The organism is Polaribacter sp. NJDZ03 (assembly GCF_019263805.1).
In the GTDB taxonomy this organism is placed as follows: domain Bacteria; phylum Bacteroidota; class Bacteroidia; order Flavobacteriales; family Flavobacteriaceae; genus Polaribacter.
This window is the reverse complement of sequence record NZ_CP079195.1, coordinates 1,164,052-1,182,614: the sequence shown is the minus strand read 5'-3', so window position 1 is coordinate 1,182,614 and position 18,563 is coordinate 1,164,052. Positions and strand designations below refer to the sequence as shown.

12 protein-coding genes are annotated in these 18,563 nt (G+C 30.8%); 4 read left to right on the top strand and 8 right to left on the bottom strand.

The genetic code is table 11. The annotated features are described in order from the left end of the window. Positions 1-6: 6 nt before the first annotated feature. Positions 7-330: a YbaB/EbfC family nucleoid-associated protein gene (locus KV700_RS04965; protein WP_165730382.1), complete on the bottom strand. Its 324-nt coding sequence runs from the start codon at positions 328-330 to the stop codon at positions 7-9. Positions 331-466: 136 nt separating this feature from the next. Here KV700_RS04965 and KV700_RS04960 point away from each other — a divergent pair, with 136 nt between their 5' ends. From KV700_RS04960 to KV700_RS04950, 3 genes are all read left to right on the top strand, one after another. Then, positions 467-2,569 carry a S9 family peptidase gene (locus KV700_RS04960; RefSeq protein WP_254713000.1) on the top strand — a complete coding sequence of 701 codons (2,103 nt, stop codon included), beginning with the start codon at positions 467-469 and terminating at the stop codon, positions 2,567-2,569. Positions 2,570-2,737: 168 nt separating this feature from the next. Further along, complete coding sequence (locus KV700_RS04955; protein ID WP_166381966.1) at positions 2,738-3,733, top strand: PLP-dependent cysteine synthase family protein; 996 nt, start codon at positions 2,738-2,740, stop codon at positions 3,731-3,733. Between the two features lie 84 nt (positions 3,734-3,817). Beyond that, positions 3,818-5,065, top strand: coding sequence for an aminotransferase class I/II-fold pyridoxal phosphate-dependent enzyme (locus KV700_RS04950; protein WP_166381968.1), 1,248 nt, complete (start codon positions 3,818-3,820; stop codon positions 5,063-5,065). Between the two features lie 370 nt (positions 5,066-5,435). On the opposite strand, the gene KV700_RS04945 is transcribed toward KV700_RS04950, so the two are convergent. The 7 genes from KV700_RS04945 to KV700_RS04915 all read right to left on the bottom strand — a co-directional run bounded on the left by KV700_RS04945 (position 5,436) and on the right by KV700_RS04915 (position 16,731). Beyond that, the gene (locus KV700_RS04945; protein WP_218599392.1) at positions 5,436-6,230 is read right to left on the bottom strand and encodes a carbonic anhydrase; all 795 of its coding nucleotides are present in this window, start codon (positions 6,228-6,230) and stop codon (positions 5,436-5,438) included. A 189-nt stretch (positions 6,231-6,419) separates the two neighbouring features. Then, positions 6,420-7,856, bottom strand: coding sequence for a TolC family protein (locus KV700_RS04940; RefSeq protein WP_218599391.1), 1,437 nt, complete (start codon positions 7,854-7,856; stop codon positions 6,420-6,422). Beyond that, the gene (locus KV700_RS04935) at positions 7,846-11,097 is read right to left on the bottom strand and encodes an efflux RND transporter permease subunit (RefSeq protein ID WP_218599390.1); all 3,252 of its coding nucleotides are present in this window, start codon (positions 11,095-11,097) and stop codon (positions 7,846-7,848) included. The genes KV700_RS04940 and KV700_RS04935 overlap by 11 nt, the downstream gene beginning before the upstream one ends. 22 nt (positions 11,098-11,119) lie before the next feature. Further along, the gene (locus tag KV700_RS04930) at positions 11,120-12,196 is read right to left on the bottom strand and encodes an efflux RND transporter periplasmic adaptor subunit (RefSeq protein ID WP_166381976.1); all 1,077 of its coding nucleotides are present in this window, start codon (positions 12,194-12,196) and stop codon (positions 11,120-11,122) included. Positions 12,197-12,514: 318 nt separating this feature from the next. Continuing rightward, positions 12,515-12,937, bottom strand: coding sequence for a hypothetical protein (locus KV700_RS04925; RefSeq protein ID WP_218599389.1), 423 nt, complete (start codon positions 12,935-12,937; stop codon positions 12,515-12,517). A 442-nt stretch (positions 12,938-13,379) separates the two neighbouring features. Then, positions 13,380-15,206 carry a DEAD/DEAH box helicase gene (locus tag KV700_RS04920; RefSeq protein WP_218599388.1) on the bottom strand — a complete coding sequence of 609 codons (1,827 nt, stop codon included), beginning with the start codon at positions 15,204-15,206 and terminating at the stop codon, positions 13,380-13,382. Between the two features lie 139 nt (positions 15,207-15,345). Next, positions 15,346-16,731, bottom strand: coding sequence for a hypothetical protein (locus tag KV700_RS04915; protein ID WP_166381982.1), 1,386 nt, complete (start codon positions 16,729-16,731; stop codon positions 15,346-15,348). 189 nt (positions 16,732-16,920) lie between these two features. Between KV700_RS04915 and KV700_RS04910 the strand changes: the two genes are divergently transcribed. Continuing rightward, a complete protein-coding gene (locus KV700_RS04910; RefSeq protein WP_166381984.1) occupies positions 16,921-18,540 on the top strand; it encodes an ABC-F family ATP-binding cassette domain-containing protein in 1,620 nt (539 codons plus the stop codon). The last annotated feature ends 23 nt before the right edge of the window (positions 18,541-18,563 follow it).

Here is an 18,563-nt window from a genome sequence, read left to right as displayed (position 1 = left end):
CTGTAATTATTTAAACATGTCCATTCCTGGTATGTTTGGCATTCCGCTTTTAGCGGCAACAGCCATTTCTGCATCATTAATTTTGGTTGCTTTTTCGATGGCTTTATTTAAAGCTAGAATTAAATAATCTTCTAATTCTTCGGCATCTTCTAGCAAAGAATTATCTATAGAAATAGATTTAATTTCTCTGTTTGCTGTTAAAGTTATTTTTAGTTTACCATCTGCGGCTACTTCATCTACTAAAACAGAATTTAATCTTGTTTTTGTTTCTTCTACTTTTTGCTGAGCCTCTTTAAGCTTATTCATCATTCCTGATAAGTCTCCTAACATATTTTTTTATTAAAATTTAAGTTTGCTACAAATTTAGTATTTTTATAAGAATTTAAATCAACCAAAAATGAGAAAAATAGTTATTCCTTTCGTTGTATTAAGCCTTACATTTGCAACCGCTTGTAAAAATAAGACCATGAAAAGTACAGATGCAAAAACTCCAGTAGCGGAAAAACAGCCTACAAAGTTAGAGAAACACGGAGATGTTAGAATAGATAATTATTTTTGGATGCGTTTGTCTGATGAGCAAAAAAATGCCGTAGACAAAGATGCTCAAACAGAAAAAGTAGTCAACTATTTAGAAGAGGAAAACACCTATTATAATGAGGTAACGGCATATACAAAACCCTTTCAAGAAGAATTATTCGAAGAAATGAAAGGTAGAATAAAAGAAGATGATTCTTCTGTACCTTATAAAGACAACGGTTATTTTTATATTACTAGATATGAGATTGGCAATCAATACCCAATTTACAGCCGTAAAAAAGAAAATTTAGAAGCAGCAGAAGAAGTGCTTTTTAATGTAAACGAAATGGCTAAAGATTTCGATTATTATCAATTAGGAGGTTTAAATATTTCTTCTAATAATAAATTGATGGTTTTTGCTACAGATACAGTAAGTAGAAGACAATATTTTTTAAGAATCAAAAACTTAGAAACTGGCGAAATTTATAAAGATATTATAGAAAATACAACAGGTGGCTCTGTTTGGGCAAATGATAATAAAACTATTTTTTATACCAAAAAGAATCCAGAAACGTTAAGAAGTGAAAAGGTTTTTAGACATGTTTTAGGTACACCAACCTCTGAGGATGTAGAAGTTTTTCATGAAGATGACGATACATTTGGTACGTATGTAACCAAATCTAAATCTGATAAATACATTATTATTGGTTCTTACAATACCGTTTCTACAGAAGCACAATATTTAGATGCAGATAATCCAACAGGAGCATTTACAATGTTGCAACCAAGAGAAAGAGATTTAGAATATAGTGTAGCACATTTTGGAGATTATTTTTACTTGCTAACAAATAAAGATAATGCTATCAATTTTAAATTGATGAAAACACCAATTACAAATACTACAAAAGACAATTGGGTAGATGTAATTCCGCATAGAGATGATACTTTATTAGAAGATTTTTCAATATTTAAAGACTATTTAGTTTTAGAAGAACGTACCAATGGCTTAAATAAAATACGTATTAAGCGTTGGGATGAAACAAAAGATTATTACTTACCTTTTAATGAAGAAACGTATTCTGTAGGGGTATATGCAAATCCAGATTTTGATACAGACGTTATTCGTTATTCATACAATTCTTTTACAACACCTAGTTCTGTGATTGATTTTAATATGAAAGATCAATCTAAGGAAATTAAAAAAGAACAAGAAGTTTTAGGAGGAAAATTTAACAAAGAAAACTACCTAAGCAGACGTGTTTGGGCAACTACTAGAGATGGAAAAAAAGTAGCTATTTCTTTGGTTTATCATAAAGATACAGAACTAAATAATAACACGCCTATATTACAATATGCGTATGGTTCTTATGGATATACCATTCCAGATAGTTTTTCTACCACTCGTTTAAGTTTGTTAGATAGAGGTTTTGTCTATGCTTTGGCGCACATCCGCGGTAGCGAATACTTAGGTAGAGAATGGTATGAAGACGGTAAAATGTTGAATAAGAAAAATACCTTTAATGATTTTATCGATTGTTCTCAGTATTTAATTGATAACAACTACACATCACCAGAGCATTTATACGCTATGGGAGGTTCTGCAGGAGGTTTGTTAATGGGAGCTATTGTAAATATGAATCCGGAATTGTATAACGGAATTATTGCTTCTGTACCTTTTGTAGATGTAATTTCTACCATGTTAGATGACAGCATTCCGCTTACTACTGGAGAATATGACGAATGGGGAAACCCTAATGATAAAGAATATTACGATTATATAAAATCGTATTCACCTTACGATCAGGTTAAAGAAAAAGACTACCCTAATATTTTAGTAACTACTGGTTTTCATGACTCTCAAGTGCAATATTGGGAGCCTGCAAAATGGGTAGCAAAATTACGTGAGTTAAAAACAGATAATAATTTACTGTTGTTAGAAACAAATATGGAAGCAGGTCATGGAGGAGCTTCTGGGCGTTTTGATGCGCTTAAAGAAACTGCAAAAATGTACACTTTCTTTTTAGCTTTAGAAGATAAATTAGAGACTAAATAAATTAAGTATTAAAAACAGTTTCAGTATTTAAGGATTAACCGTACTTTTGCTGCAAGAATCAAAGATTAAATAAGTGTCATTGCGAGCGTAACGAAGCTATTTTTAGCAATAAAAGATAAAATCGTAATGCAGTATCGTAATGACATTTACTTTGAGAATAGTGAGAGAATGACGAGAAACAAAGGAATTACCAATTCAATATTAGATTTAGTAGGTGAAACCCCGCTAATTAAACTTCATAAGATTACTAAAAATCTACCTGGAGCCTATTACGCAAAGTTCGAAGCTTTTAATCCGGGTCATTCAGCAAAAGATAGAATTGCTTTACACATTGTACAAAACGCAGAAAAAAAAGGCATCCTTAAAAAGGGAGCTACCATTGTAGAAACTACTTCGGGTAATACCGGTTTTAGTTTGGCAATGATAAGTATTGTTAAAGGGTACAAATGTATATTAGCAGTAAGTGATAAATCTTCTAAAGATAAAATAGATTTACTAAAATCTATGGGAGCAGAGGTACATGTTTGTCCTGCAAATGTAGCACCAGAAGACCCAAGATCTTATTATGAAGTTGCCAAAGCAATCCATAGAAAAACAAAAAATTCAGTTTATATAAATCAGTACTTTAATGAGCTAAATATAGAAGCACATTACAGAAGTACAGGTCCAGAAATTTGGGAACAAACAGACGGTAAAATTACACATTTAGTAGTTGCAAGTGGTACTGGAGGTACTATTTCTGGTACTGGAAAATACTTGAAAGAACAAAACCCAAATATTAAAATTTTAGGAGTTGATGCTATAGGTTCTGTATTAAAAAAATACCATGAAACTAAAGAGCTAGATTTAAACGAGGTAAGTCCTTATAAAATTGAAGGATTGGGTAAAAATTTAATTCCTACTGCTACCGATTTTGATGTAATAGATATCTATGAAAAAGTCTCAGATAAAGAGGCTGCCTTAGAAGCTAGAAATATTGTAAGGAAAGAAGGTATTTTTCCGGGCTATACAAGTGGGGCAGTAATGCAAGCTACAAAACAATATGCAGCTAAAGATATGTTTACAGAAGATAGTTTTGTAGTGTTGGTTTTTGCAGATCACGGTTCTCGTTATATGAACAAAATTTATAGCGATGATTGGATGAAAGAAAACAAATTTTTGTAAAAAGAATAGAAACAAACACAATTTGATTAACTGCAAAAAAAGCAGTTTCTTTGCGTTTCGAATAACAATAATAAAATAGAGCACATGGCGAAAGATTTATTTGAAAGAATAGAAGCAGATAAAGGTCCCTTAGGTAAATGGGCAAAACAAGCAGAAGGCTATTATGTTTTTCCTAAGTTAGAAGGACCAATCTCTAATAGAATGTCTTTTAATGGTAAGAAAGTTGTTACTTGGAGTATCAACGATTATTTAGGTTTAGCTAATCATCCTGAAGTTTTAAAGGTAGATGGTGCTGCAGCTGCAGAATACGGAATGGCTTACCCAATGGGAGCTAGAATGATGTCTGGGCATACAGAATTTCACGAACAATTAGAAAAAGAGTGTGCAGAGTTTGTAGAAAAAGATGCTGCTTATTTAGTAAACTTCGGATACCAAGGTATGGTATCTGCAATTGATGCTTTAGTAACTAAGCACGATGTTATTGTTTATGACATGGATACACATGCATGTATTATAGATGGTGTTCGATTACACGCTGGTAAACGTTTTGTTTATAAGCATAATGACATGGCGAGTTTTGAGAAAAATATTAAACGAGCTCAAAAAATGGCAGAAAAAACAGGCGGAGGAATCTTAGTGATTTCTGAAGGTGTTTTTGGAATGCGTGGAGAGCAAGGTCGTTTAAAAGAAATTGTTGCCTTTAAAAAAGAATATAATTTTAGACTTTTAGTAGATGATGCTCATGGTTTTGGTACCTTGGGTAAAGACGGTAAAGGAACAGGAGTAGAGCAAGGTGTACAAGATGAAATAGATGTTTATTTTGCTACTTTTGCAAAATCTATGGCAGGTATTGGAGCTTTCTTTGCAGGTAATAAAGAAGTAATACAGTATTTACAATACAATATGCGTTCTCAAATGTTTGCTAAATCGTTGCCAATGGCAATGGTAAAAGGAGCATTAAAACGTTTAGATATGTTGCGCACAATGCCGGAGTTAAAAGAAACTTTGTGGAGAAATACAAATGCTTTACAATCTGGTTTACGTGCTGCTGGTTTCGATTTAGGAACTACACAAACATGTATTACGCCAGTATTCTTAAAGGGAGATATACCTGAAGCAATGGCTATGGTAAATGATTTACGTGAAAACCACGGAATTTTCTGTTCTATTGTTGTGTATCCTGTAATACCAAAAGGGTTAATTATTTTAAGATTAATACCAACAACAACACATACCCAAGAAGATATAGACGAAACAATTACTGCTTTCTCTGCAATTAGAGAATTGTTAGAAAACGGTACTTATAAAAAGATTGCAGCTTCTATGATGTAATTTTTTATCTTTTTAGATATTAAAAAAAAAACCGAGCTATTTAGCTCGGTTTTTTTGTGCTTATATATTATGGCTTCATAATTTATAGTTTCTTTAATTCTTATGCTTATTAAACGTTTTAAAAAAATAGTTTCTATTTAGGAATAGAATAAAATATGAAACTTGATGTTTATAAAATAAAAAAAGTGCAGCAATCTCAAATGATTTAGGGATCATATCTAATAGAGATTGTTGCACTTTAATCAACAAAGAATTTTAAAAGTATTCTTTATCTAATTTATTTTTTAAGAAATTACTTATAACAATACCAAATTTATAAATTATTTAGAAAGGTGTAAATGATATTTATCAGCTTTATAAAATTTAGAAACTAGTTATAGCTATTTAAAGATACTACTCTATTGTTTAGAGCTTGTTCGTTTCTAAAGTTATCCATAGGCATGTTACTTTTTAATTTTAATACTTCATCAACAGAAATTATAATGGGGTCTTTAAAAACAATCCAATTTACAGTTTCTGTACATGGAGGTGTTGTTAAGGAACCACCATAAGTATAAAAGTTTTTGTTTTCTGGAAATAAGGTTGCTAAGTCAGATGATTGATGTATTTCTTTTTTTGTATTTACTTTTATAGGTAAAAAGCTTTCAAAAAACTCAAATAACTGACTTTTTACACCTTCTTTAGCTAAAATGCTCATTACAGTATAAGTATCAAATTTACTTTTGTGTACCATGTGAATTTCTAAAGGGTAACGAATTCCATCAATGGTGTGTTCAGACGGTTCATGAAAATGCAATTGTGATAAATAATAAGTATTTCCATGATATTGTATTGAGTCTCCAGCTTCAAAATCAAACTGAATTGAATGTCCGTTATTAATAACTTGTTTTAACTCTGTACTAGGAGTGTATAAAATGTTTAATGGATTAACTTTTTGTTGCGTAGGTTTTGCATCAATATCTATAATATTAATAGGAGATTGCTTGTTACCATTACAATCTGAATTTTTCTCTATTTCTACCCAATGTACTGGGGCAGTTTCTCCATTGTAACTCCAATGAGTTGCATGTTCTTTTGTGTGTGTTTCTGTTTTATCTTTTGGTGTTTTACAAGAGTTAAAAGCTATAAATGTAAAAACAATGAATACTGTAATTATCTTTTTCATATTTGTTATTAGTTCTTATTTTGAGAAACAAAAGTAGACCTAGAAGTAAGATGTATTTTATAACATTAGTCATGTTTTTAAGAAAAGTAAGGAATCGGTTTCGTAATGATAAAAAAGAATATTTGATACATGAAAAAGCCACTTCATTATTAAATGAAGTGGCTTTATAAAAGAAAATTTAGAATTTTACTAATTCCAGCCTCCTCCTAAAGATTTGTAAATATGAATATTTGCTATTAATTGATTTTTTTTAGTTTCTATCAATTCAATTTTAGCATCTAATGCTTCTCTTTGTGTTAATAAAACTTCTAAATAATCTGCTCTAGCAGCTTTAAATAAACGAGTAGAAAGATCTATAGACTTTGTTAAGACATCTACTTGTTTTGCTTTTAAACTATAAATAGTTTTAAGGTTTTTAATATTAGAAAGCTCATTAGCCACTTCTATGTATGCATTTAAAATGGTTTTTTCATACTCGAAAATTACTTGTAACTGTTGGTCACTAGCATTTTTATAAGCTGCCTTTATTGCATTTCTATTAATTAAAGGTCCTACAATATCACCAACTAAAGAATATGCAAGAGATTCTGGCGTACTTGTTAAAAACTTTGGTTTAAAAGATTCTAAACCTAGACCAGCTCTAATACCAACCGAAGGATAAAAATTAGCTCTTGCTACTTTTGTATTTAATTTAGAAGCGGCTAACTCTAATTCTGCCTGTCTAATATCAGGTCTGTTTTGTAACAACTGAGCAGGAATACCAGCGTATGTAGTATCTATTTTAGTAGTTAAAAATTCTTTAGATTTTCTATTTACTTGCTGAGGTGTTTTACCAATTAAAAAATTGATTTTATTCTCTGTAACAACAATTTTTTGCTCAATTTCGTGTTTTTCACTAAGGTTTTTAAGCACTTCTGCTTTAAATCTGCTAACCGCTAATTCAGTTGTTTTTGCAGCTTCCTTTTGTAATTTTACAATTCTTAAAGCATTTCTCTGAATATCCAAATTCTGATTTACAATGTCTAATTGATTGTCTAAAGCCATCAACTCATAATAAGTATCCGCAATTTCTGAAACTAGATTCGTAATCATAAAGTTTTTACCTTCTACAGAAGATAAATACTCGTAGACTGCTGCTTTTTTCTCGTTTCTTAGTTTTTTCCAGATATCTAATTCCCAAGAAGCAGAAAGACCTACAGAATAATTAGCAAGAGGATCAGGAAATTCTTTTCCATCTAACTCTAATTGCTCCTCTACAGCACCATTTCGGGTGTGTTCTCCTACTTTTTCTACTTCAGTGCCAGCGTAAATATTTACAAAAGGTAGGTATTCTCCTTTTTTAGCTTGAATCTGATTTTTAAACATATCTACATTTTGTAGCATAATATTTAATTCTTGATTATGTACCAAAGCAGTATCAATCAAAGAAACCAAGTTAGGGTCAGAGAAAAAAGATCTCCATGCTGTTTTGGCAGTATTTAAAGTGTCTATATTTTTATTTAAATATGTTTCTGGAACAGTAGTATTCTCTTTTCGTATTTCTCTAGTAGGTACGCAGGAATGCAAAAGCATTACCGCGCAAATACCTACTAAAAAGAGTCTGCTGTTTTTTATATTATTTTTCATTTTCTTTTCTTTTGGTTAATTTTTTCAAAAGTTTTGAAACCTCTTGAAGTTTAAGCTTTAGTTTACTGGTGCTATCATCTTGTATGTCGTGCATCAATCCTTCTGATAAAGGTTGGCTTTCTTCATCTTTTATAAGTGTTTTACCATCTGCCATTTTAGCAAAAACATAGTAAAGACCAGGTATTAATAATACCCCAAACACAGTACCAATTAACATACCTCCAAGTGCAGAACCACCAATAGTTCTATTACCTATTGCACCAGCTCCTGTAGCAACAACCAACGGAATTAAACCAGCAACAAAGGCAAAAGACGTCATTAAAATGGGTCTAAACCTTGCTTTAGAACCCTCTATAGCAGCTTCTAAAATGGTGGCTCCTTGGCGCCTTTTTTGAACGGCAAATTCAACAATTAATACGGCATTTTTACCCAGTAAACCAACCAACATAATAATACCAATTTGGGCGTACACATCATTTGCTAAGCCCATTATTTTCAGTAGTGCTAATGACCCAAAAATACCAACAGGTAAAGAAAGAATAACGGCTAATGGAAGTAAGAAACTTTCATATTGTGCAGCTAAAACAAAGTATACAAATATCAATACAACAATAAAAATGTATATAGATTCATTACCTCTTTGCGCTTCATCATACGTTAAGCCTTCCCAAGCAACATCATATCCATTTGGTAATTCTTTTGCCGCAACTTCTTTAATTGCTTTAATAGCATCTCCACTTGTAAAACCTTTTCCAGGAAGTCCTCTAATGGCAGCAGAATTATATAAATTATAACGTGTAATTTCATTAGGACCTAGTTCTTTTGTGATGGTCATAAATGCAGAATAAGGAACCATTTTACCAGATTCACTTTTTACATATAATTTTTCTAAATCTGTTGGTAACCTTCTATATTCAGGAGCAGCTTGTGTATACACTTTAAAGAATCTACCAAAACGGATAAACCCTTGCTCGTATGTACTACCAATTAGTATGTTTAGGTTTTCCATTGCTTTACCAATGCTTACCCCTTTTTGCATGGCAATTTTGTTGTTTATCTTTAATTTATACTGCGGATAATTAGCGGAAAAGAAAGTAAACAACCCTGTAAGTTCTTTCCGTTCAGATAATTTCTGCATAAACTCGTTATTAATTCTTTCAAACTCATGATAATCTGTAGAGTTTGTTTTGTCTAATAAACGCATAGAAAATCCTCCAGATGAACCAAAACCAGGAACTGCAGGTGGTTCAAAGTACTCTATAACTGCACCTAAATCTTTGGTTGCTTCTTCTAACTCTTCCATAATTTCGTGTACAGAATGTTTACGATCTCCCCAAGATTTTAGGTTGATAATACATGTACCTGCATTAGATCCTCTTCCTTCAGTCATAATTTCATAACCGGCTAAAGAAGAAACGGATGCAACGCCTTCTGTTTCCTCACAAATTTGTTGTAATTTTTTTGCAACTTCATTGGTTCTTTCTAGCGTTGCACCAGGTGGAGTTTGAATAATTGCATAAATCATTCCTTGATCTTCATTAGGAATAAATCCTGCGGGTAACACACTATTTGTATAGAAAATACCTGCACAAAAGGCAATTAAAATTCCGAATGTTACAATTCTTCTGGCAACAATTTTATTTAAAACTTGTACATATTTTCCGGTAAGTTTTTCGAAACCACCATTAAACCAACGAATAAATCTATCTATTGGCGATTTACTTTTTGGTTTACCATGGTTGTTTTTTAACATCATAGCACAAAGTACAGGCGTTAATGTTAAGGCTACAATTGCAGAAATTACAATAGAACCTGCCATAGTTATCGAAAACTGACGATAGAAAACTCCAACGGGCCCTGTCATAAAAGAAGTAGGAATAAATACAGAAACCATAACCAAGGTAATGGCAATAATTGCGCCTCCAATTTCATTTAAAACTTCATAAGACGCTTTGTATGGAGTAAGATTGTCCTCTTCCATTTTAACGTGAACAGCTTCTACCACAACAATGGCATTATCTACTACAATACCAATTGCCAATACTAAGGCAAAAAGAGTAATTAAGTTAATTGAAAGTCCAAATAACTGCATTACAAAAAAGGCTCCAATTAAAGAAACGGGTACTGCAATAATAGGAATTAAAGTAGATCGCCAATCTCCTAAGAATAAGAAAACCACAATACCTACCAATATAAATGCATCTCTAAGAGTATGTAAAACCTGCTCTACAGAAGCATCAAGAAAGTTAGAAACATCATAACTAATTTTAAAATCAATTCCCGGAGGTAAATCAACTTCTAATTCTTTTAATTTTTCCTTTACACTTTTAATTACATCACTACCATTACTACCAAAAGTTTGTTTTAATACGATAGAGGCAGAGGGCTTACCGTCTAAATTAGAGTAAATATCAAAAAATTCACTACCTAACTCTACATCAGCAATGTCAGATAGTTTTACGATTTGACCTTCTTCATTAGCTTTAACAATAATCTCTTTGTATTGGTCTGCTTTGTTGTACCTATTTTCATAAGTTAATACATATTCTAATGATTGTGCTGTTTTACCAGAACTTCTACCTAAACGACCAGGTCTTGCCAAAATACTTTGGTCTTCCATAGCCTCTAAAACTTCTTCGGCAGAAATATTATATGCTCTCATTCTGTCTGGTTTTAGCCAAACTCTCATTGCATATTTTCTACTTCCTAAAATTTTTGCACTTGCAATACCGTTAATACGTTGTATTTCTGGAATAATTTTAGTGTATGCATAATTGTATAAAAACTTTTCATCATTCTTTTTTTCTTTGCTGAAAAGATTCACATACATTAACATACTGGGTTGAACCGGTGTAATAACAACTCCTTCTCGCTGTACCAATTCTGGTAGCAAAGGCATTACTTGATCTACTCTGGTTTTTATCCGAACAACTGCCTGGTTTGGATCTGTACCAGGTTCAAAAATCACACGTAAGGTTCCTTCACCAGCACTAGTTGCATCCGAAGCTATATAACGCATTCCTTGTACACCGTTAATGGCAGTTTCTAAAGGAATTAACGTAGAGTTTACCAATACATCTGCACTAGAACCTGGGTATGCAATAAAGATGTTTACGGTTGTAGGTGCAATTGGTGGAAATTGTGATATGGGTAATTGCTTAATAGCAAGTGACCCTATAAATACGATCATCACCGAAATGACAATTGCCAAAACGGGTCTTTTTATAAATTTACTAAACATGTCTTTGTTATTTAAATTCTAGTTATTCTGCGTAAAGTGCTAAGTGAGATATAACCGAATTTGGTGCTACAAATTCACTATGTATCTTTTCATTATTTTTAACCTTTCTAATTCCTTCCAATAAAATTTTATCATCTTTAGAAAGTCCTTTACTTACTACAAATAGGTTTTCTAATTCTGCTTCTACTTCAATTTCTTGTTGTCTAACAGTATTGTCTTCACCAACTACATACACGTATTTTTTATCTAAGATTTCAAAAGTTACTTTTTGAGGAATAATAAGTGCATCTATTAAAGGGATTGTCATAATTATGCTACCTGTTTCACCATGTCTTAAAATGCCATCAGGATTCGGAAAAGTTGCTCTAAATGCAATGTTTCCAGTTTCATTATTAAATTCACCCTCAATAGTTTCTACAATTCCTTTTTGATTAAAAGGTTTGTTATTTGCCATTAATAAAGTAACTTCTTCTTTTTGTTCTTTTTTAGCGCTTATGATATAATCTAAATATTCTGCTTCCGGAACATTAAAATAGACCCACATTTTACTATTGTCAGACAATGTAGTTAGCAATTCTCCTTCGTCTAATAAGCTACCTTCTCTTGCGTGAAGATGATCCATAATTCCATCAAAAGGGGCTCTAATGTCTGTAAAACCTAAATGTGTTTGTGCTAAAGAAACTTCGGCTTTGGCTTTGTCAAAATTAGCCTTTGCCATGGCAAGTTCATTTTTAGAGACTACATTTTCGTCTGCTAATAATTTGGTGTTTTTGTATTCTATTTCTGCAACATTTTCTTCTGCTTTAGATTTCTGAAGCTCTGCTTGATATACATTAGGCATAATGTTAAACATTTTTTGCCCTTTTTTAAGATGCTGACCTTCATCTACAGATATCTTTTTTAAATACCCTCTTTCTATGGCTCTAATTTCGATATGTCTAATAGAATGAATTTGACTCACATAGTCTTTGGTAATTATAGTGTCTCTTTTAATAGGACTAGTTACGAGGTATTTTGCAGCTTCGTGTATTTCTTCAGTTTTGTGTTTACAGCTTGTGTAAATTGATACAATGAATAAGACAATGAAAATTTTTTTCATAGGTTTCATAATATAAATGGTGATTTTTTAAAAAATGAGTTGTTATACCAAATGAATTTAAAAATGATTGATGATAAATTTCAATTATTTTTTCTTAATATCAAATGGAATCATAGCCTTAGTTATAGAGCTATTTTACATTAAAATAGTAAGGAAAAAGAAGCGAACTTAATCGATCATTTTGATGTTTATTTGGTCTTATAGAAAGTCTCTTCATAAAAAAATGATGGAGTATACCTTTCTAAATTGAATTTTAAATGATATTAAGATGTGTATTAATACAGACGGAAGTGTATATTGGTCTGTTTTAATGTATTATCAAAGTATAAAAACCTCAAATTTCTTATGCAAGCTTAAAGAAATAGTTCTTGTATTAAAACACTGAGAAACTAGATTCTCTTTAGTTTTTACAGAATTACTTTCAATTAAAAGTTTAAAAAGAATAGCACAAGCATTATTACCAAAAAGAGAGGTATGATTGTAAATGGTTGCACTGTGTTCGCTTTCTTCAAAATCTTCAATACTTATGTTTTCATTAATAAATCCTCCCTTTTTAGAGTTAGAATTAGGTTTAAATAAAGTATTGTTAAGATTTTGTTGTTGGTATTGATAAGCGCTTTTTGTAATAGAGTTTACTGGTTTAAAATGAGAAGTATTTTGTGTATTAGCACACAAGTTAGTAATACTACTTAATAGTATTACGAGCGCTAAAAACAAATATCTAAGTATTTTTTTTCTCATTTGGTTGCAAAATTATATTAATAGATTTTTTTTAGCAAGAAAAGAGAAGGCTAAATTTTAGTGTATTTGGGGTTTTACGAATAACAATTATTTTTAATAGTATAATTTTATATTTAATAAAAAAAGACAAATATTTTTTATAATTAATGATAAAAGTCATGTTTTAATAATTTTATTAACACTAAATATGTTTTATATTTCAATGTTTTACCTTATTTCATCTTTGTTTCTTCAGCTTTATATTCTGAATAACAAATAACAAGTCTAATTTGTTTATTTAATTTTTGAATAATATGAATAAACTATAAAAATGTATTAGTACTATTTTATCTATTTAAAGTTAATAATTAGGCTGTATTTAATAATTTTTATGCATTGTTTAGGCATAAAAAAACCTCATCATTTTAAAATGATGAGGTTTGTATATATAGTTTAATATTATTTAGCTTTCTCTACGTTTTCTTCCAAAACCACCAGAAGATCTTCTTTCTCCAGAAGCACCTCCAGAACTTCTGTCTGATCTATCTGGTCTATCAGAAGAGCGTCTATCAGATCTTCCTCTACTAGAAGAAGAACCTTCAGAACCTTTACGTCTTCCAAAACCACCACCTTCTTTTTTACCAAAAGGTTTTTTACCACCTCTTCGTCCACCACCAGAACGTTCTTTCTTAGTAATCTCTATGTTTACAGAGCGTCCGTCAAAATCTGGTTGATTGCTAGCAAAAGCTTCTAATGTTTGGTCTTCGAAATTTTTATCAAGTTCAAAGAAAGAAAAAGTATCTAAAATATCTATAGAACCAATTTCAATCTTATCTCCAATATTTTGGTCGTTAATTAAACCAATTAATTTACCTGGGTTTAAGTTGTCTTTTCTACCAATATTGATAAAGAAACGGGTCATGTTTTCATTCTCCATTCTAGCTCTAGAGTTGTCTCTAGAAGATAGATCGTTTAAATCTTTAGAGTTTTCATAATACTTTAACATTGTATTAAATTCTAAAGAAACAAATTTCTTTATTAACTCTTCTCTATCTAAAGATTCTAGTTTTTCATAAATACTTGGTAAAAATTCCTCCATTTCAGATTCATTTACTTCCGTATTTTGAACTTTATCAATTAAATTCATTAATTGATTTTGAACAATTTCTTTTCCAGATGGAACTTTACCTTCTAAGAATTTCTTCTTAATTATTCTTTCAATCTGGCGTAATTTCCCTTTTTCTTTACCGTTAACTAAAACAATAGAAATACCTTTATTACCAGCTCTACCAGTTCTACCACTTCTGTGTGTGTAGTTTTCTATTTGGTCTGGTAATTTATGGTTTATTACGTGTGTTAATTCCGTTACATCCAATCCACGAGCAGCAACATCTGTAGCTACCAATATTTGAATTGTTTTCTTACGGAATTTACCCATTACAGAATCTCTTTGCGCTTGAGATAAATCTCCATGTAAAGCATCTGCACTGTAACCATCTTTTATTAAATTGTCTGCAACCTCTTGTGTCTCTCTACGAGTTCTACAAAAAATAATTGCATAAATGTCAGGGTTTAAATCTGCTATTCTTTTTAATGCTGGGTAACGTGTTCTTTCTGTTACACCATAAAACTCGTGACTTACATTGTCTGAACCTGCGTTCTTTTCACCAGAAGTAATTTCTACTGGTTTAGTCATGTAGTTTTTTGCAATTGCCTCTACTTCTCTTGGAAAAGTTGCAGAAAACAATAACGTTTGTTTAGTTTCTGGAGTAGCTTCTAAAACTTTATCTAATTCGTCTTTAAAACCCATGTTTAACATTTCATCAGCTTCGTCTAAGACTAACCATTGAACGTTTCCTAATTTTAAAGCTCTTCTGTTAATTAAATCTACGGTTCTACCCGGAGTTCCAACAACTATTTGTGCTCCTCTTTTTAAAGATCTAATTTGATCTTCCATACTAGAACCACCATATACGGTAGCTACTTTAACATCTGGTAAATATTTACAAAAGTCTTTAATGTTATTACCAATTTGAACGGCAAGTTCTCTTGTTGGTGATAAAATTATTGCTTGTACGTTTTTACTGTTCGTATCTAAAAGCTCTAGTATTGGCAAACTAAAAGCAGCAGTTTTACCTGTACCTGTTTGTGCAAATGCTTTTAAATCGTCTGTAGATGAAATAATTTGTGGAATTGCTTTTTCCTGAATTACGGTAGGTTTTTCGTAACCTAAATCCGTCAATGCTCTGTTAATCGGTTCTTTTAAACCTAATTCTAAAAATGTTGACATTACTGTGTTTTTTTGGATTCACAGAACGCCCACCTGCAAACCCGATTATAAATTCGACCTGATTATTAATGAGTTAGACTCAGAATAAAAATCGTGCAAATTTACAACTAATTTTTAGATTATAGAAATAAATTTACGATTACTTAAGTTTTTTTAAGTCTGAATACAGTTTTTTAGAAGAAATAGATGCAAAACCATTTGTAATAATGCCTTCTTTATTAATAATAATAGATCTTGTCATTTTGCTGGTTAAGAAGTTATTAGCTTCGCTTTCTGCTGATATAAAAAATTGATTTTTTATATCTAACTGCTCTATTCTATCTTTTGTGCTTCCATCAATTTTTATTTCAATAAATTGTACATCAGGAAATTGTTTACTTAAATAATTAATTCTAGAAGAGATATACATTGGGGTGGTGTTCTCTGGGTTCCAGAACAATAGAAAGGTATTTTTGTTTTTTGTTAGTTCTTTTATAGAAAAGGTTGCGTTTGTTAAATCTGTAATGGTAAAGTCTACCATTTCTTGTCCTTTTTGTAAGGCTTTACTATCTAAAAGTAAAAGTCTTACATGATCTTTGTCTTTTTTATTTGTACTTAAATTAAAATAAGTATCAAAAGCTTCTTTATTAACGTTGCAGCTAGATTTTTTGTAAAAATGACTAATTACAGTTTGTTTTAGAAAAGCATTTTTAGAAGCATCAGAGGTGATGTTCTTGTCTATCGTTTTTAATAAGTCTACCGTAAATTCAGATGAATACTCGTTAGTCATTGGTTTATGACCTAAAGAATACGTACTATTATATAAAAAGTTTCTTATGTACTTAGAGTAGGGTTGGTAGTACATTAAAGAATCATTATTTACTCCGGCAGATGCTCTATGCTTGTAAAAGGACTTGTTAACCTTATCAAAGTTTTTTTTATGATTATATCTTACATGAGTAATTGGGTACTTTTCTATTCTAGAATATATAGGATATGTAAGTGCTACTTTTAAAACATGATTAAACCCTTTGGTTTCACCTGGGTGATTTTTAGCATATTCTTTGTACGTTTTATCTTTTAAGAGGAGCAAGGAGTCTGTTTTTTTAATAAATTTATCAGGTTTTAATTGATTTAATTTATAAAACATTTTATTGTCTTTTTCTTCTTGTAAAAAGCAATCTATTAAAATGTTATTTCTTTCTGCTCCTTTACCAGCATAGACAATAGATTCATCAAAATCCCACGTGTTTAAACGTAACATTAAACTGTCTTGTGGCTCTAGGTAGATAAATTGATTTTCATTTCCATGGGCAAAATAGTACAAACCTTCATTGGCATTTTCTAATTTGCCTAAAAACCTATTATCTTTATTAAGATACATTGTATCTATCACTTTTTCCATAGAAAATAGCACAACATATTTAGATTTTGGATTTATAATCTTACCACCAAAATAAGTTGCTGTATTTTTAGAATTAGAATCACAACCTACAAAAGCAGTAATTGTAATTAATAAAATTATATGAACTAGATTTTTATTCATGAACAATAGGGATCTATTCTTTATAACAAAGTTAGGTATTCATACGAGCTATTGTTGTTAATTCATTGTTAAAATAGTTCTTAAATTGGTTATAAAAATGAAATGATAATTTATTTAAAACCGTTTTAAATCAAGGGGTAAAAGATAAATCAAATTTGTACTTTTGCACAAAATTAAAAATAATAGAGTATGTTATCAGTTTCTAATTTATCTGTTCAATTCGGAAAACGAATTTTGTTTGATGATGTTAATACTAAATTTCAAACAGGAAACTGTTATGGAATTATTGGCGCAAACGGAGCAGGAAAATCCACTTTCTTAAAAATTATTTCAGGTGTTCAAGAACCTACTTCAGGTCAGGTACACTTAGAAAAAGGTAAAAGAATGTCTGTGCTAACCCAAGATCATTATGCTTTTGATGAATTCCCGGTTTTAGAAACAGTGGTTATGGGTAATAAAGAGCTGTTTAAAATTAAAAAGCAAATAGATGATTTGTATGCAGATTATACAGATGAAAATGCAGAAAAAATAGGTGAACTTCAAATAATTTTTGAAGAAATGAACGGTTGGAATGCAGATTCTGATGCTGCAGCTATGTTATCTAACTTAGGTATTTCTGAAGAATTGCATTATTCATTAATGAAAGATTTAGATGGTAAACAAAAGGTACGTGTGTTAATTGCACAAGCACTTTTTGGAAATCCAGATGTTTTAATAATGGATGAGCCTACCAATGATTTAGATTTTGAAACCATTGCTTGGTTAGAAAACTTTATTGCAAATTTTGACAACTGTGTAATTGTAGTTTCGCATGATAGACACTTTTTAGATGCAGTTTGTACGCATATTTCTGATATTGATTATAGCAAAATAAATAATTATTCTGGTAATTATACATTTTGGTATGAATCTAGCCAATTAGCAACAAGACAAAGAGCACAACAAAATAAAAAGGCGGAAGAAAAGAAAAAGGAATTGGAAGAGTTTATCCGTCGTTTTTCTGCGAATATGGCAAAATCGAAGCAAGCTACTTCTCGTAAAAAAATGATCGAGAAATTAAATGTAGATGAAATTAAACCTTCAAGTAGACGTTACCCTGCTATTATTTTTGACAGAGATAGAGAAGCTGGAGATCAAATTTTAAATGTAGAAGGTTTATCTAAAAACTTTGAAGGAGATAAATTATTTGATGATGTACATATCAACTTAAATAAAGGAGATAAAATTGCAGTAATTTCTAGAAACTCTAGAGCAGTAACTGCTTTTTATCAAATTATTACTGATAATGAAACGCCAGATGCAGGTAAATTTGATTGGGGAGTTACAACAACACAATCTTACTTACCTTTAGATAATTCTTCTTTTTTCCAAGACGGAGAATTAAATTTGGTAGATTGGTTAAGACAATATGCGCAAACGGAAGAAGAACGTGAAGAAGTTTTTTTAAGAGGTTTCTTAGGGAAAATGATTTTTTCTGGAGAAGAAGCTTTAAAGAAAAGTAATGTGCTTTCTGGGGGTGAAAAAGTACGTTGTATGCTTTCTAGAATGATGATGAAGAGAGGAAATGTGTTAGTTTTAGATGAACCAACAAATCACTTAGATTTAGAATCTATACAAGCTTTAAATAATTCATTAATTAATTTTAAAGGAACTATTTTGTTTACAACGCATGATCATGAGTTTGCACAAACGGTTGCCAACAGAGTTATAGAGTTAACGCCAAAAGGTGTAATTGATAGATATTCTACTTTTGATGATTATTTATCAGATCCAAAAATTAAAGAATTAAGAGATAAAATGTATTCTTAAGATTCAAATAAATATTTTAACAT